This is a genomic window from Paenibacillus sp. BJ-4, from assembly GCF_020404765.1.
Lineage (GTDB): Bacteria > Bacillota > Bacilli > Paenibacillales > Paenibacillaceae > Paenibacillus.
In genome coordinates this window covers 50911-66786 of sequence record NZ_JAIVEM010000167.1, presented here as the reverse complement: position 1 = coordinate 66786, position 15876 = coordinate 50911, and the positions used below count along the sequence as shown (strand labels likewise).

18 protein-coding genes are annotated in these 15876 nt (G+C 45.0%); 15 read left to right on the top strand and 3 right to left on the bottom strand.

Features of this window, described 5'->3' with window-relative positions:
* The first annotated feature begins 100 nt into the window (after positions 1-100).
* Positions 101-640, top strand: a complete 540-nt coding sequence (locus LCF57_RS25420; protein WP_226003145.1) for an accessory gene regulator ArgB-like protein — start codon at positions 101-103, stop codon at positions 638-640.
* 563 nt (positions 641-1203) lie between these two features.
* On the opposite strand, the gene LCF57_RS25415 is transcribed toward LCF57_RS25420, so the two are convergent.
* Positions 1204-1368 (bottom strand): hypothetical protein, encoded by a 165-nt coding sequence (locus tag LCF57_RS25415; protein WP_226003144.1) that lies wholly within the window; start codon positions 1366-1368, stop codon positions 1204-1206.
* Between the two features lie 329 nt (positions 1369-1697).
* Positions 1698-2324, bottom strand: a complete 627-nt coding sequence (lexA, locus tag LCF57_RS25410; RefSeq protein ID WP_025716075.1) for a transcriptional repressor LexA — start codon at positions 2322-2324, stop codon at positions 1698-1700.
* 190 nt (positions 2325-2514) lie between these two features.
* Between lexA and LCF57_RS25405 the strand changes: the two genes are divergently transcribed.
* From LCF57_RS25405 to LCF57_RS25390, 4 genes are all read left to right on the top strand, one after another.
* Positions 2515-2883 carry a LysM peptidoglycan-binding domain-containing protein gene (locus LCF57_RS25405; protein ID WP_226003188.1) on the top strand — a complete coding sequence of 123 codons (369 nt, stop codon included), beginning with the start codon at positions 2515-2517 and terminating at the stop codon, positions 2881-2883.
* 107 nt (positions 2884-2990) lie between these two features.
* Positions 2991-3197, top strand: a complete 207-nt coding sequence (locus tag LCF57_RS25400; protein WP_029517413.1) for a DUF896 domain-containing protein — start codon at positions 2991-2993, stop codon at positions 3195-3197.
* An 84-nt stretch (positions 3198-3281) separates the two neighbouring features.
* Positions 3282-3791, top strand: a complete 510-nt coding sequence (locus LCF57_RS25395) for a hypothetical protein (RefSeq protein ID WP_318840802.1) — start codon at positions 3282-3284, stop codon at positions 3789-3791.
* Positions 3792-3953: 162 nt separating this feature from the next.
* Complete coding sequence (locus LCF57_RS25390; protein WP_226003142.1) at positions 3954-4748, top strand: HAD family hydrolase; 795 nt, start codon at positions 3954-3956, stop codon at positions 4746-4748.
* Between the two features lie 104 nt (positions 4749-4852).
* On the opposite strand, the gene LCF57_RS25385 is transcribed toward LCF57_RS25390, so the two are convergent.
* On the bottom strand, positions 4853-5395 hold the full coding sequence (locus LCF57_RS25385) for a 1,2-dihydroxy-3-keto-5-methylthiopentene dioxygenase (RefSeq protein ID WP_226003141.1): 543 nt from the start codon (positions 5393-5395) through the stop codon (positions 4853-4855).
* Between the two features lie 280 nt (positions 5396-5675).
* Here LCF57_RS25385 and metH point away from each other — a divergent pair, with 280 nt between their 5' ends.
* The 10 genes from metH to LCF57_RS25335 all read left to right on the top strand — a co-directional run bounded on the left by metH (position 5676) and on the right by LCF57_RS25335 (position 15740).
* Entirely contained in the window at positions 5676-9116 is a 3441-nt protein-coding gene (gene metH, locus LCF57_RS25380; protein ID WP_226003140.1) for a methionine synthase, read from the top strand.
* A 79-nt stretch (positions 9117-9195) separates the two neighbouring features.
* Complete coding sequence (gene rnz, locus LCF57_RS25375; RefSeq protein ID WP_226003139.1) at positions 9196-10125, top strand: ribonuclease Z; 930 nt, start codon at positions 9196-9198, stop codon at positions 10123-10125.
* Between the two features lie 510 nt (positions 10126-10635).
* Positions 10636-11442 carry a TIGR01457 family HAD-type hydrolase gene (locus LCF57_RS25370; RefSeq protein WP_226003138.1) on the top strand — a complete coding sequence of 269 codons (807 nt, stop codon included), beginning with the start codon at positions 10636-10638 and terminating at the stop codon, positions 11440-11442.
* 68 nt (positions 11443-11510) lie between these two features.
* Positions 11511-12329 carry an Fpg/Nei family DNA glycosylase gene (locus tag LCF57_RS25365; RefSeq protein WP_025716084.1) on the top strand — a complete coding sequence of 273 codons (819 nt, stop codon included), beginning with the start codon at positions 11511-11513 and terminating at the stop codon, positions 12327-12329.
* Positions 12319-13167: a deoxyribonuclease IV gene (locus tag LCF57_RS25360; protein WP_226003187.1), complete on the top strand. Its 849-nt coding sequence runs from the start codon at positions 12319-12321 to the stop codon at positions 13165-13167. The genes LCF57_RS25365 and LCF57_RS25360 overlap by 11 nt, the downstream gene beginning before the upstream one ends.
* Positions 13146-13286 carry a hypothetical protein gene (locus LCF57_RS25355; RefSeq protein WP_226003137.1) on the top strand — a complete coding sequence of 47 codons (141 nt, stop codon included), beginning with the start codon at positions 13146-13148 and terminating at the stop codon, positions 13284-13286. Before LCF57_RS25360 ends, LCF57_RS25355 begins: the two co-directional genes overlap by 22 nt.
* Entirely contained in the window at positions 13240-13578 is a 339-nt protein-coding gene (locus LCF57_RS25350) for a cyclic-phosphate processing receiver domain-containing protein (protein ID WP_025716086.1), read from the top strand. The genes LCF57_RS25355 and LCF57_RS25350 overlap by 47 nt, the downstream gene beginning before the upstream one ends.
* On the top strand, positions 13575-13889 hold the full coding sequence (locus LCF57_RS25345; RefSeq protein ID WP_025716087.1) for a thioredoxin family protein: 315 nt from the start codon (positions 13575-13577) through the stop codon (positions 13887-13889). Before LCF57_RS25350 ends, LCF57_RS25345 begins: the two co-directional genes overlap by 4 nt.
* Positions 13886-14659, top strand: a complete 774-nt coding sequence (locus LCF57_RS25340) for an ABC transporter ATP-binding protein (RefSeq protein WP_226003136.1) — start codon at positions 13886-13888, stop codon at positions 14657-14659. The genes LCF57_RS25345 and LCF57_RS25340 overlap by 4 nt, the downstream gene beginning before the upstream one ends.
* A gap of 22 nt (positions 14660-14681) precedes the next feature.
* Entirely contained in the window at positions 14682-15740 is a 1059-nt protein-coding gene (locus LCF57_RS25335; RefSeq protein WP_226003135.1) for an SAM-dependent methyltransferase, read from the top strand.
* Positions 15741-15876 lie beyond the last annotated feature (136 nt).

Genomic DNA, 15876 nt, shown 5'->3' with positions numbered 1-15876 from the left:
GTAGTTATGCTATACGATAGGAATCCACTTATGTGTATATTTTTATCTTTGTTGACATTCGGAATCTCCTACTTTTTGTCGGACAGGGGTGACTACGAGGATGTTAGAGAAGCTATCGAATTATATCGCTACGGAAATAAAGAACGCTGATCCTCATGGTCCGGGAACTGTTGAGGTATTAGAGTATGAGTTGAGTAATCGAATAAATGTGGTAGCAATACTTGTATTGACTATTTTGTGGGGGTGGTTGCTAGGTCATCTTGGAGAATCACTTATTGCAATGCTATCTTTTGCAGTAGCCAGAAAATTCTCAGGAGGGGTTCACCTAAAGTCATTAACTTTATGTGCAATTGTATCTTCTTCTTTATTCGCCGTAATTCCTACAATTTCCTTAAATCAAATACAATTCATAATTTTAAACATAGTTACTTTCATTAGCTTTTTATGCTATGCCCCAAGAGATTTTGATGAACTTAATGTGCAAGTGAATCGAAATAAGACAAAGATATATGCATTACTTTCTTTCTTGCTTGGTTTGCTCTTTCTTTCACCACTTGTAACTCTTTCTTTTTTTATTCAGGCTTTAACTATTCTTCCTATTTGGAATTACTGGAAGGGGGGTGAGAAAAATGAATCATAAATTGGCGAGAATTTTATCAAACACTCTGAACAAGAGTGCAGTAAAGACTTCCAAGAAGCGGAAAAGTTTTATCGGTTCTAAGCCACTGCCGCTCGCTCTGAAAAAGAAGGGATAAGATAACATTTTGGAACCGAAAAGAAGTGACTAGATCCCTATTACTTGTTCGAGGATAGGGATCTTTACAGAATCCAAGTACATCAATGGGAACGCGATAATATGATACTATACCAAGGAATCTCTTGGCGCGCTGAGCGTTGAGGGATTTTTTTTGAGCAAGCACGATTTATGTGAATAGTAGCGTGAGGAGTCTGTGGCAAGGTGGAGAGGGTGACAGAAAAAAGCAGGAAGAATCCCTTCCCGCTTTTTTCTGACCAATGACTATTAGCGTCTGCGTTGTCTATCATTTACGTTAAACAGATTAACTGCCAATGCGTTACCTCTTGCACGCGCAATGGCTCTTTGATTAGACCGGATGTTTAATCTTCTTCTTCTCAAATCGCGTCTAAAATCTCTTCTGCTCATCATATCACCTCCCTTCAAAGAAATGAAGGTATCGTTAAGTCTTAGTGGTGTTTATGCTTACGCTTGGAAATTTTGATATTCAATGCATTGGTTGCTAGTGCATTTCCGCTTCCTGTTTTAGCAGCCGCGGCCTGAAATACTTTAACGACCAGATATTTGTTTTTGCCGATGCGATGCGTATACGTTTTGACTCTATTTCTGATCATCTGCACAACTCCTTTGCTTAGGTCTGCTTTATACATATGTCAATTGTGCTAGTAATGTATAAGCATAAATCTATTAAAAGCAAAAAGAAGCTAATACCTATGATTCTAAGATTTTATGAAAAAACTTATAGATGTAAAATGGGTGGAGAATCCTTTGAAAGAGGGAGGATTTTATAGCAGATAAAATGGTTTAAGCTATAGCATGCGGAAAAAGAAAAGAATAGTTGTTATTTATATGAATGAACATAAAACCAATACAAAACCGGCTTGCCCTAGGCAGCCGGTTTTGAGTTAGTGGATAGAATGACGTGGAAGAAAAAAACGAAAAATCAGTGGAAGTCCCGGAAGAGTCCTACAACCTTGCCCAAAATACTGACGTGTGTCAGGCGAAGTGGTTCAAAGGCTGGATTTTCCGGTTGAAGCCGGATATGGTCTTTTTCTTTGTAGAAGGTTTTAACCGTTGCTTCATCTTCATCTGTCATGGCTACAACAATGTCACCGTTATCGGCAGTCTGTTGCTGACGTACAATTACATAGTCACCATTAGCAATACCTGCTTCAATCATACTTTCGCCTACAACAGATAACATGAATATTTTATCCTCACCAACGAAATGTTGGGGAAGAGGAAAGTAATCTTCAATATTTTCTGTCGCTGTAATAGGAAGACCGGCAGTTACTTTGCCAACAACGGGGACACGACTAATGGAGTAATTAATCAAGTTGCTATTATCCGCCTCGTCTTGACCTAGTAACTCAATGGCTCGTGGTTTCGTTGGATCGCGGCGGATGAGTCCTTTTTTCTCTAAACGATCCAAATGACCGTGAACCGTAGAGCTGGAGGCCAATCCGACAGCCTCGCCTATTTCGCGTACAGAAGGGGGATAGCCCTTTAGACGCACTTCATTGCGGATAAATTCAAGAATGGCCTGCTGGCGGCTCGAAATCTTAGACATACCGTATCAACCCCATTTAGTAACGTTTGGGAAAATTATAGCATAGAACCTCCGTTCGTACAAACATAAGTTCTAAATAATCCCTAAAAATATTTACGAACTTTTGTTCCCTTTTCTATTGAACAAAACAAATGTTCGTGTTATATTGTGAAAAAATATAAGAACAAACGTTTGGAGGACGCTGCCAATGATGAGATATAGCACATATCAAAGTATTTTTCCGATGAATTTAGAAAATATGCAGGAGACTCAAAAGAAAGGGATGAAAGGTTTTATACAGATGATTGCCAATACTCTCTTACTCAAGCTTCTCATTCTAGTGATTGTCGTTTGGATTGCAGGTGCGGGCGTACTGACAGTTTTCGCAGCACCTTCAGTCTCAAAGCTGGAGGTAACTAAGTTGACGGTACAACCTGGGGATACCTTATGGCAGATTGCAGTCAAACATAAACCGGAGCGAATGGATACACGGGTATATATAGAAGGAATTGTGCGGATTAACGGACTGGAAGATCGGGGAGTGCAGGCAGGTCAGGTGCTTAAGCTTCCGCGCTTCTGATCTATACACTATTAGAGCTTGTCAGGGGCATGATGTGGGAACCTTGACAAGCTCTTTTCTACATGTCAAAGTGTATTATATCTTTGCATTTATGGAGGGGACACAATTTGGATATAGACAGCTTGGTACAGCGCATTAACGAATTAGCGCGCAAAGCAAAATCTGAGGGATTGACGGAAGAAGAAACTACAGAGCGCGCCAATCTTCGGGAAATTTATTTAGGTAACATTCGCCGTAATTTTCGGCAACAGCTTGAAACGATTGAATTTGTGGACGATGATACGTCGAAGGGAAATGACGGGCTAAAGCATTAATGTCGCTCAAGCGACTTAATCTATATAGATTAGCTTTCAGGCAATCGATTTGATGCAATATATATATGGGAAGGGAATTGAGAGATGGCCCGATCATTTGAAAGAAAAGTACGCAAAAACACAGCGCATTTAAACAAAACGCGCAAAAAACAAGGAATGCAAACCATTAACGGTACAGGTTCTGCAATGGACATTTTCCGTGGCCGTAATATTACTGTGCCTATCATGTTGGCTGGCCTTGCCGTATTATACATGCTCATGAGTTACTTTCTGACCAAGACCGGCATGAGAGGAATGGATTGGCTTGTATTCGGCTTGTACTTAATGTTGGCTGTTATCTTTTTCATCCGTCGTCCCTATTTGAAGGTCGGGAAGAACACACTGTATATGCTGAAAGGCGGCAGAGAACGTCCCATGACGGCAGAGGATATGAAAGCTATTAAAATAGAAAAGGGCTACGTAACGATTGAAAGAAAAGGTAAGGGCGGCAACTTTATCTTAACAAAAACACTGGGTCGCTATGACACAGATGCCATTGCAGAGCGACTTGAGAAGTTTGCGCTATCCAATCAGGTACAGGTTGACAAGAAATAACAGATATCACCTGTAGCTCTGTATGTAAGGCCGCAAGATGTTATTTCATATAACACGTTGCGGCTACTTGCTTAATATGGGCACATAATATCGGAATGCTTGTAAGCCGTAACTACGCAGAACAGGCGTACATATAACGTAGAAAGAGAGTGGATAATTCAGATGGCGATTCAGGCGGTAATGTTTGATCTTGATGATACGCTTTTGTGGGATGAACGTAGTGTAGAAGAGGCATTTGACGCAGCATGCCAAACAGGCTCCCGGGAAGCAGGTGTTGACCCGAAGGCTTTGGAGGAAGCAGTCCGCAAGGAAGCACGTGCTTTGTATGAATCCTATGAGACCTTTAGTTTTACTCAGATGATCGGCATTAATCCGTTTGAAGGGTTATGGGCGAATTTTACGGCAGGTGAGCAGCCTGAGTTCCGTCAGTTGGAACAGCTGGCTCCTGTTTATCGCAAGGAGTCATGGCGCAGAGGTCTTCAACAACTTGGGATAGATAATGAGGAGCTGGCACAAAAGCTGGCCACCCAATTTGCTGCGGAAAGACGCGCACGTCCCCATGTATATGAAGAAACATTTGAAATTCTGGAGCATTTAAAAGGACATTACAAGTTGTTATTGTTGACAAACGGCTCCCCTGATCTACAACAGGAAAAATTGGATGGAGTACCTCAATTAGCTCCTTTTTTTGATCATGTTGTCATTTCTGGTTCGTTTGGTAAAGGTAAGCCTGATCCGTCTATATTCCAGCATGCTTTAGGGCTTCTTGGTATCAAGCCTGAACATGCTTTAATGGTAGGGGACAAGCTGACAACTGATATTCAAGGAGCTTTGGCAGCTGGCGTGCACTCCGTATGGCTGAACCGAAATTCAAAAACCAATACCACAGAGATCAAGCCAAAGTTCGAAATCAAGCATTTGTCTGAATTGGACGGAATTATTCAATCTTTAAAGTAACAAATTCATAGTTTTTTCCATAGAAACGAGTATTAAAAAACTCCCTCTGCTCAGTATGCTCTGAGCAGAGGGAGTTGCTTTATCTACAGTAGGCTAAGTTCGCGTTATGCTTTAATAAATGACGGATCTTCAAAAGGTTCGGCAATCCATCCATTTTCTTCGATGAACAAGCGGATGGCGACGATCTTCTGATTTTCCATTAAGGTGAAGAAATGAGGGATATTTTCAGGCACGGAAATAACGTCACCTGGTGAAAGCTCTACATTGAAATAGCCAATCTCTTCAGGACCTTTAATGATGAAAATACCTTTGCCAGCCACGATCGCACGGATTTCATCCTCGGTATGAGTGTGAATTTGCTCAAATTTGGCTAGCAGCTCGTCCAGATTCGGCGTTGCTTCGGATAAGGTAATAACGTCCCATATTTTATAACCGCGTCGGGTAGCTAAATCCTTGATTTCAGGTTCAAAGGTTTTGAGAACAGCGGCTTTTTGCTCATCTGTCAGTAAAAAATTTTCTTGCAGTTCCCCGGACAGTTTGGATACGTCCCAATGTTCATATAATACTTCATGACTTTCCAAGAATTCACGAACCTGATCTTCACCGCTAATTCGTTCATTGGTATTGCGAATTAAGATCTTAGCCATGGATTTATCCCTCTTTTCCACTTGGTTTAATGTTGTATAAAGGATATCATGTCTTGAATCGTTGCACAATACAGGATTACAACATTTTATGCTGAACATGATTCTAGCTAAAAATACGGATTTAAGTACTCTTTTTAATGCTGTAAATTATAAAATAGATTTACAAGAGCGGTTATTGCAAAGAGCAGGCTGTATAAAACGTATGTTTTTACTTCAATCTATCTAAATGATACGGTTTCTGCTAAACTAGGATTTAACGTTTTGCGGGGGTGAAGAGATTTTGGACAAAATTAGCTTGCAGGAAGCATTACAAAAAAGAATACTTCTTCTTGACGGAGCCATGGGCACCATGATTCAGCAGGAGGACCTTTCCCCCGATGATTTTGGTGGGGAAGAGCTAGAGGGCTGCAACGAGATGCTGGTCTTAACGAGACCTGACGTCATTCAAGGTATCCATGAAGCATACTTGGAGGCCGGGGCGGACCTGATTGAAACGAACACATTTGGAGCTACATCCGTCGTTTTGGCGGATTATGATATACCAGAACGTGCACGAGAGATTAATCTGGCTGCGGCCAAGCTGGCACGTAACGCGGTGGATAAGTTCAACTCTGCGGACAAGCCCCGTTTTGTTGTAGGAGCGATGGGACCGACGACGAAGACCTTGTCTGTAACGGGTGGTGTTACGTTTGTGGAGCTGGTTGAGAGCTATCAGGAGCAGGCCTTGGCGCTTATTGAAGGCGGCGTGGATGCACTGCTGCTGGAGACATCACAGGATACGCTTAATGTCAAAGCGGGAAGCATCGGAATCCGCCAGGCTTTTGAGCAGACGGGTATTGAACTTCCGCTAATGATTTCAGGCACGATTGAGCCTATGGGCACGACGTTGGCCGGGCAAAATATCGAATCCTTTTGTATATCACTTGAACACCTGCATCCGGTATCGATTGGTCTGAATTGTGCTACAGGTCCAGAGTTTATGCGGGATCATATTCGTTCTCTTTCCGAGATGTCCTCTGCAGCTATTAGCTGTTATCCAAATGCCGGCTTGCCTGACGAAAATGGTCAATACCATGAATCGCCTGATTCATTGGCACGTAAAATGGCTGCATTCGCCGAAAAAGGCTGGCTCAATATTGCAGGGGGGTGTTGCGGTACCACACCTGAGCATATTCGGGTTATGAGTGAACGGATGGCACAATTTGAGCCGCGTCCGCTGGCAGGTCATCATCCCCCTGCTGTATCCGGCATTGAGCCTGTATATATTGAGCAGGATAATCGTCCATATATGGTTGGTGAGCGAACAAATGTTCTAGGCTCCCGCAAATTCAAGCGTTTGATCGTGGAAGGCAAATATGAAGAGGCATCTGAAATTGCTCGTGCTCAGGTAAAAAGTGGGGCACATGTCATTGATATTTGTGTGCAGGACCCGGATCGCGATGAAATGACGGATATGGAAGCATTTTTGAAGTTGGTTGTAAACAAGGTAAAAGTACCTTTGGTAATCGATACCACAGATATCAGTGTCGTTGATAGAGCGCTGCAATATTCGCAAGGTAAGGCAATTATTAACTCCATTAATTTGGAGGATGGTGAAGAGAAATTTGAGAAAATGGTCCCGCTTATTCATAAATACGGCGCGGCTGTTGTAGTAGGAACGATCGATGAACGTGGCCAGGCTATTTCGCGTGAGGATAAGCTGGAGGTAGCCAAACGTTCTTATGATCTGCTGGTGAATCGTTACGGTTTGGCAGCGGAGGACCTCATTTTTGATACGCTCGTATTTCCAGTAGGCACAGGTGATGAGCAATACATTGGTTCAGCAAAGGAGACGATTGAGGGCATTCGCATCATTAAAGAAGCCCTTCCCGGGGTTCATACCATCCTTGGCATCAGTAACGTATCCTTTGGTTTGCCGGAAGCGGGCCGTGAAGTGCTTAATTCTGTCTATTTGTATGAATGCACCAAGGCAGGTCTGGACTATGCGATTGTAAACACGGAGAAGCTTGAACGTTATGCATCGATTCCTGAGCATGAGCGGAAGCTTGCCGAAGACCTGATTTATAGAACGAATGACGATACTTTATCTGCTTTTGTGGCAGCTTTCCGTAACAAGAAAGTAGAGAAAAAAGAAAAGGTATCCAATCTTTCGCTCGAAGAACGCTTGGCTTCTTATGTAGTGGAGGGAAGCAAGGAGGGACTGATTCCGGATCTGGAGCAGGCACTCGCCAAGTATTCCTCGCTGGAGATTATTAACGGCCCACTCATGAAAGGGATGGAAGAGGTAGGGCGCCTATTCAACAATAATGAATTGATTGTTGCGGAGGTGCTACAAAGCGCCGAAGTGATGAAAGCGTCGGTGGCCTATTTGGAACCGTTCATGGAGAAAAATGAATCCTCGGTAAAAGGAAAGATTTTATTGGCTACGGTTAAAGGTGATGTACACGACATTGGTAAAAATTTGGTGGAGATTATTCTATCCAACAATGGTTACCAAATCGTGAATCTGGGTATAAAAGTACCACCAGAACGCATTATTGAAGCTTACCGTGAAGAAAAGGCCGATTTGATTGGCTTATCCGGCTTGCTTGTTAAATCGGCCCAACAAATGGTACTAACCGCCCAGGATTTGAAAAATGCAAATATTGATATTCCTATCATGGTTGGCGGAGCTGCTTTAACACGTAAGTTTACTAAAAACCGTATCCGCCCTGAGTATGATGGTCTGGTAGCGTATGCGAAGGATGCTATGGATGGTTTGGATATTGCCAATAAGCTGATGGACCCTGAGTCCCGAAAAAAAATGGCGGAGGAAATGGAGGCTGAACGAGAGGCAGAAGCGGCAACAGTCGTGGAAACCAAGCAACTCCCTAAGCTTACTCGGGCTGTGCGCTCTAACATTGCTCAGGATTTGCCGGTCTATATTCCACCGGATACGGATCGCCATGTGCTGCGCAACTATCCGTTAAATTATATATTGCCTTATGTAAATATGCAGATGCTGATGGGGCATCATCTTGGCTTGAAAGGAAACGTCGAGAAGCTGCTGACAGAGGGCGATCCCAAGGCGACCCAGCTCAAGGATACGGTGGATAGCATCATGTTTGAAGCTGTTACAGACGGAATTATTCAGGCACATGCCATGTATCGCTTCTTCCCGGCGCAATCGCAAGGAGATCAAATCCTGATCTATGACCCGTCTGATGTGAGCAAGGTATTGCACACCTTTACGTTTCCACGTCAGCAAGTGGAGCCATACCTGTGCTTGGCCGACTTCCTGAAGTCTGTAGAGTCTGGAGTTATGGATTATGTAGGCTTTATGGTTGTGACTGCCGGTCATGGAATACAGCAGCTCTCTACCCAGTGGAGGGAACAAGGAGATTACTTACGTTCTCATGCGCTTCAAGCGGTAGCGCTCGAAGTGGCTGAAGGTTTGGCGGAGCGACTTCATCATATAATCAGAGACAGCTGGGGCTTCCCGGATCCTGCCGATATGACGATGAAGCAGCGGCATGGGGCCAGATATCAGGGCATACGGGTATCCTTTGGTTATCCAGCATGTCCAGACCTGGAGGATCAGGGACCGTTGTTCCAGTTGCTAAAACCTGAGGACATTGGCGTTGAGCTGACGGAAGGGTTTATGATGGAACCGGAGGCTTCTGTATCAGCCATGGTGTTCAGCCACCCTCAGGCGCAGTATTTTAACGTCGAAAAGGTTTAACACCTCTATCAGATAGGATAGCAAAGACCCTCCGAGCTTCGGAGGTTTTTTGCTGGTCAGTAGGAAGAAGGGTTAAGTTATGGAATTTTATTTTCTCGGTACGAATGCAGGGGTGCCGACGATTCAGCGGAATGTAACGTCCATCGCTCTTCGTTTGCTGGAAGAACGAAGAAGCATGTGGTTGTTCGATTGCGGTGAAGGCACTCAGCAGGAGGTACTGCGTTCGCCGCTCAAACTTAGCAGGCTTGAAAAGATATTTATCACCCATTTGCATGGAGATCATCTTTTTGGTCTACCGGGCCTACTGTCGAGTAGGTCGTACCAGGGAGGCACGGCACCGCTGACAGTATATGGACCACCAGGGCTCAAGCAATACATTGAACTATCTTTAGGAATCAGCCAATCCCGGATCAATTACCAGCTGCATATCGTGGAGCATACGGGCGGGATGTTGTTTGATGATGGGCAATTCAGGGTGGAATCAGCTTTGCTGGATCATCGGATCGATAGCTATGGTTATCGAATTGTAGAGATGGATAAGCCAGGCAAGCTCAACCAGGCGTTGCTGGAGCGGTACGGAATCAAGCCCGGTCCGATCTACGGTAAATTAAAGCGCGGTGAAAGCGTGGAGGGGGAGGGTGGAGTCATTCTTCATCCTCAGGATGTTTTGGGTACACCGAAAAGAGGGCGCATTATCACAGTTCTTGGTGATACGCGACCTTGTCCCAATACAGTAGTGCTGGCTCAAGATGCAACAGTTGTCGTTCATGAAGCGACATTTCTGCATGAGCTGGCGGATACAGCGTACGAATATCATCACAGTACAGCGCTTCAAGCAGCGGAAGCCGCAAAAGCCGCAGGTGCGGGACAGTTAATTATGACGCATTTTAGTTCCCGATATAAAGATCAGGAACAGCTTGTGCCATTGCTGGAAGAAGCGAAGAGCATATTTCCCAATTCATTGCTTGCAGAGCAGCATTTGCTGTTACCAGTACCCGATATCGGCTAATTAACGCTTGGAGTGTAGATATGCATGTAGGGTGCCGGAGCTTGCTCCGGTGCCTTTGTTTTTCACCCGAAATTATTTTCCGGGAAAGCGCAGGATGCGACAAGAGACGAGAACAGCCACTTTTTGGAGTGAAGTGAATTTGGGCTACCACATATGGAGACGTGTTATATTTGATTTTCTATATATCGAATTTGAAGGATTCTATTTCTTTGAGAGGGTGAGGAAATACAGGGAAATTTCTTTGAAGATGTGATCACTTCGATGGATTTCGACGATGATGTAAGCTTATTTTATGTGAAAGAGACGGCTTTTATCGAGGAATGACACTATTTTGGACGGTTTACCAGCAATTTATAGACTTCATTAGCATTTTTGACTTAAGATAGATAAGATGAAATGGAGGTGCCAACTTATTTTATAACCTAAATGATTAAGGTGGTTAAATAAGTGGGGGGAACATTCTTCATGGGTTGAAATATCACTTTACAACGTTATGATGATTGATTTGAAGTGGGGGAGGGGATTACGATAAAATCGTTACTGATTGATCTGGATGGCACACTATATCATGGAGATCGGATGATCAAAGGTGCGGACCTATTTATATCCCAATTACGCACAGACCAGATACCCTATGCGTATGTCACAAACAATGCTTCACGCACACCCGAATTGGTAGCAGAGCATTTGGTTGGTATGGGAATTGAAGCAGTCAGCCATGAAGTATATACTTCGGCATTGGCAGCTGCACAATATGTTGCACAGCAAAGTCCGGGAGCACGTGTATATTGTATTGGCGAAACCGGCTTGCGCCAGGCGCTCACAGAGGCCGGGTTGCTGCTTGTTCAGGAGCAGCCTGATTATGTCGTACAGGGGATAGATCGTCAATTTACATATAAAACACTGACCGCTGCCATGCGCTGGATTCGGGAGGGAGCGACTTTTATTTTGACTAACCCGGATCTACAATTGCCTTCACATGATGGGTTAACGCCAGGAGCAGGGACGATTGGCGCTGCGATTGAAGCGGCTTCACAGGTCAAGCCAGTGGTTATCGGCAAGCCTTCGAGCGTGTTGATGAACTATGCGCTGGAACGCTTGAATATTAGAGCGGATGAAGCTCTGGTTGTAGGCGATAATATGCTTACTGATATTGCAGCGGGTGCAGCCGCAGGTTGTAAAACAGCTCTTATTCTGTCAGGTGTAACGACCCGCGCGAATATGGAAGAACATATGCGTGCTATTGGGGGAGAGCCTGACCTGATATTTGAAAATCTGGATGAACTGCAGGACTGGATCAAGGAAGAGTTGAAATGATAACCAACATACATTTGATAAATGGTGAGAATTAAAAGCTATGTAGCTACGAAAGGAAAGATGTTGATATGCCGGAACTTCCTGAAATGGAAAACTACAGAACGTTATTGTCAAAACAAATTTTGGACATTCCGATTACTGGAGTGACGGTTAACCGTGTAAAATCCATTAATACTGACGTGGACACGTTTGAAAAGCATTTGCTGGGAACGACTGTTGTATATTTAGAGCGCCGAGGCAAGCATTTGATTTTTCATTTAAACACGGGTGGGCGGCTTGTGCTGCACCTGATGCTGGGAGGATTGCTGTACCTGGGAACGGAGGAGCAGCGTCCGAACCGTACGGTTCAGATCGAATTGGATTTTAGCGGTGTGAAGCTTTATTTTATGGGGCTGCGCTTAGGTTACTTGCACTTGCTGACAGCTAAAGAAACAGATGAGGCATTGTCAGACCTCGGACCCGACCCGTTGGACCATCGCATGACGTTGGAAAAGTTCACAGCACGTCTAAAGGGACGACGGGGAATTTTGAAGACAACGCTAGTGAATCAACAGATATTTTCGGGTATTGGCAATTGTTATTCGGATGAAATTGCTTATATCGCCGGATTTACACCGGGCTCCAAAGTACAAAACATCGTACAGTCACCGGAAAAAGTGGAAAAGCTGTATCATGCCACTCAATCCGTACTTCGTGAAGCTACTGCGCAAGGTGGTTATATGGAAATGCCTCTGATGGAGGGAGATACATTAACGGGTGGCTTCGATCAGCAGTGCCGAGTATATGACCGTGAAGGTGAACAATCTCCAAGTGGCGGAAAAATTGTTAGGGTTGAGCTGGCTGGGAAAAAAGCATTTTATTGCCCGGTACAGCAGCATGATGCCTAAATTACTCATTGGCGCCCACGTGAGTACGCGTGGTGGCTTTTCCAAAGCTGCTATACGTGCACAAGAGCAGGGGGGACGTTCTTTTCAGTATTTCCCGAAAAATCCTCGCAGTCTCAGATTAAAAGAATGGAGTGCTACGGATGCTGCTGCTTGTAAAGCCTATTGTTCAAGGCACCAGCTTGAATCCATCGCCCATTCACCGTATCCTGTGAATCCGGCTCTTGGGCGTGAGCGTGGTCAGGAGCTTTATGAGCTGATGGTTGCCTCATTGCGGAACGATCTGGATATTGCTGAAGCCTGTGGCTCGAAAGGAATTGTTGTTCATTTCGGGCATATGCATTCGGCTGATCCACTGGAGGGCTACCGAAATATCATTGGCTGTCTGGACGATGTGCTGAAGGACTGGAAGGGAAATGCCAAAATACTGATTGAAAATCAGGCGGGGGATCACGGACCCATGGGAACTACGCTGGAGGAAATGGTGCAAATTCGCCAGTTGTGCCAATATCCTGACAGTATCGGCTTTTGTCTGGACACCTGTCATGCGTATGCAGCAGGATTGTGGAACGGCGGAACGGACGAGACATTGATTGAGAAAGGCGAGCGACTCGGCTATTGGTCAGCCCTGGGTGGAGTTCATTTGAACGATTCCAAATATCCGTATGGATCAAAAAAAGACAGGCATGCGCGTGTTGGGCAAGGCTGTATCGGTTTTGAGGGCATACGTTGGATGACAGAGCAGGAGTCTGTAAAAGGCATTCCTGTCGTCCTGGAAAGTGAAGCGGGAGCTGATGGGACTCATCGGGAGGATATTCAATGGATTCAAAGCTGGGGATAAATCAGGCTGACGAAATCATGGTTATCTTTGAAGCTTATACAGCTTACTTTAGGGGAAAAGGAGGAGATGTTGATGTATTTGTTTATGGACGATTACCGGCCTTGTCCTCCGGGCTTTAAGCTGGCAAGGGACGCGGAGGAGTGTCTGTTACTGCTTCAGGAATATCCGATTTCAGTGCTATCGCTGGACTATGATTTGGGTCCGGGTCAGCTCACTGGAAAAGATGTGGCTGCGGCCATTGCGGGTAAACAGTTATATCCGTCCGAAATTTACCTGCATTCCTCCAGTCCGGAGGGTCGGCGTGTCATGTATGAACTGCTTTATGCCAACAAGCCAGAAGGAGTCACCGTACATAACGGCCCGGTACCCGAGGAACGTATGCGCCAGATCAGAAAAGAGTCGAAACGATGAGGGAAATAGGGCAAAAAGAGGCACGTCGTGCCATATGGGAGGGATGCAAGCTCGCTTTGTTTGTGTACACTCCCATGTGCGGAACCTGCGCGGCTGCCCGCCGGATGCTGGAGGTAGCTGAGCATTTGCTTCCCGAAGGAGCAGTGGTGCAAAGCAACATAAACTATATTCCTGAACTAGTGCAGGAATACCGGATTTCCAGTGTACCTGCGCTTCTTGTATATAACGGCGAAAATGAAATTCCAGAAATCATCTACAAAATGGAATCTGTGGAACATTTGCTGAACAGGATAAGGAGCGTGATGGAGTGATTTCCATAAAGAACATCACATTGCAGCGGGAAGAAAATAAAATTTTGGACGATGTAAGTCTTGAAATACGGGAAGGCGAACATTGGGCAATTTTGGGGCGCAACGGTTCTGGTAAAACAACATTATTGGAAATGATGACAGGATACATGTTTCCAAGTCGTGGCACGGTCGAGGTGCTCGGCCAAACATATGGTCAATGTGACGTGCGGGAAGTTCGCAAGCAGATCGGTTATATTAGCCAGACATTGTTGGAAAAGCTAGCGTTAAAAGATCCGGTATGGGAAGTGGTCGCTACCGGTGCTTATGCTTTTTTGCGTTTTTATCAAGAGATTCCGGCAGAGACAAAGGAAAAAGCCGTATCTTTGTTGGAGGGTATGAATTTAGGCGCTCTGATGCATCAGCCACTAGGAACATTATCTCAAGGAGAGCGTAAAAAGGTTATGCTGGCTCGTTCACTGATGGCGGAGCCTCGTTTGCTGATAATGGACGAGCCTTGTGCCGGGCTGGATCTATTTGAACGGGAAAAAATGCTGGTTGAGATTGATCAGCTCCGTAAACGGGATTTGTCAGTGGTCTACGTAACTCATCACATTGAGGAGATTGTTCCCCTCTTTACGCATGTTGCGTTGATCCGTGACGGCAAGGTAGCAGCAGCGGGACCCAAAAAAGAAGTTTTGACGAAAGAATTGATAATGCACACGTATGAAGTTCCAGTTGAACTGGATTGGGATGGAGAACGTCCCTGGATTCGAGTGTGCACTGGAGGTTAATGTTACTTTGGAGGAAATAAACATGCGTACAGATGAACAGGGTGGGGCCACTCTATCATCGTCAAGATTTGTTTGCACGGCCAATCATGGCTTTGCACCCTATGCTCAAGAGGAGCTAAGAAGATTATTTGGCTCGGTGAAAAGCACAGTGATTGTACCTGGTGAAATTTTTTTGGTTACATTGCCTGCGGAAGCCAGTGAGGCTGTAGGGGCAATTACAGGCCAGCCGCCGATGTTTTTGCGGCACTTGTTCCCTGTGCATTTTCAGGAGGAAGGAACGGACTTGGCTCAGGTGCTGGAGCGACTGGTTGCATTTATCCGTAACCGCCGGGAACTGATAGATCAACGGGTTTCTTTGCAAGTGCGCAAAGGAGCTAATAGTAGCTGGACTGAAAGCGCTGGCGCGCTCAAGCAGGCTTTAAGTGAACAATTAAGCGATTTACCTATGGAACAAACAGTACAAGGGGCTGACGTTATTGTGTCCGTATTTGCGGATACAGATACTTGGTATGCAGGCGTATCACACCCTCAGGACAATCTTTCAGATTGGAGCGGAGGCGCGGTTCGTTTTCAGAAGGAGGAGGGGCAAATCTCTCGTGCCAAATTCAAGCTTTTAGAAGCAGAAGCGACGTTCGGCATTGATTTTGGTGCTTTCCATCAGGGGCTGGATATTGGGGCAGCACCGGGTGGCTGGACTTCCTTTTTACTGGAGCGAGGACTTAAGGTAACGGCGGTTGATCCGGCTAAGATGGAGCCCTCGCTGATGAAGTATGCCAATCTGACTTTTTTGCGCAAAAATGCGAGTGAAGTCAAATTTAAAGAGAACACGTTCGACCTGCTGGTTTGTGATATGAGCTGGAGTCCGAAGCAGATGGCAAGGCTCGTAACGGATTTACTGTATAGTTTGCGGAGTGGTGGTACGGCTATCGTAACAGTCAAGCTAATGCATAAAAAGCCTTTGGCGCTCATTCATGATGTGATGGCTTCATTCGAGCAGTCCGGCATGCAGATTCAGCGGGCTAAGCAGCTATTCCATAACCGAGATGAGATTACCCTGTACATGATCAAGTATGGAAAATAATACTTTACAATGAGCACAGGTTTGCTATATAATAAATCCAAATTGTTCCTTAAAAAATAATAATCACGTTTAAATAAAGGGAAAGCATCCCGCGAAAATCATTTTCATGGTGACATGGAGATTTTGTTTTGCGGCG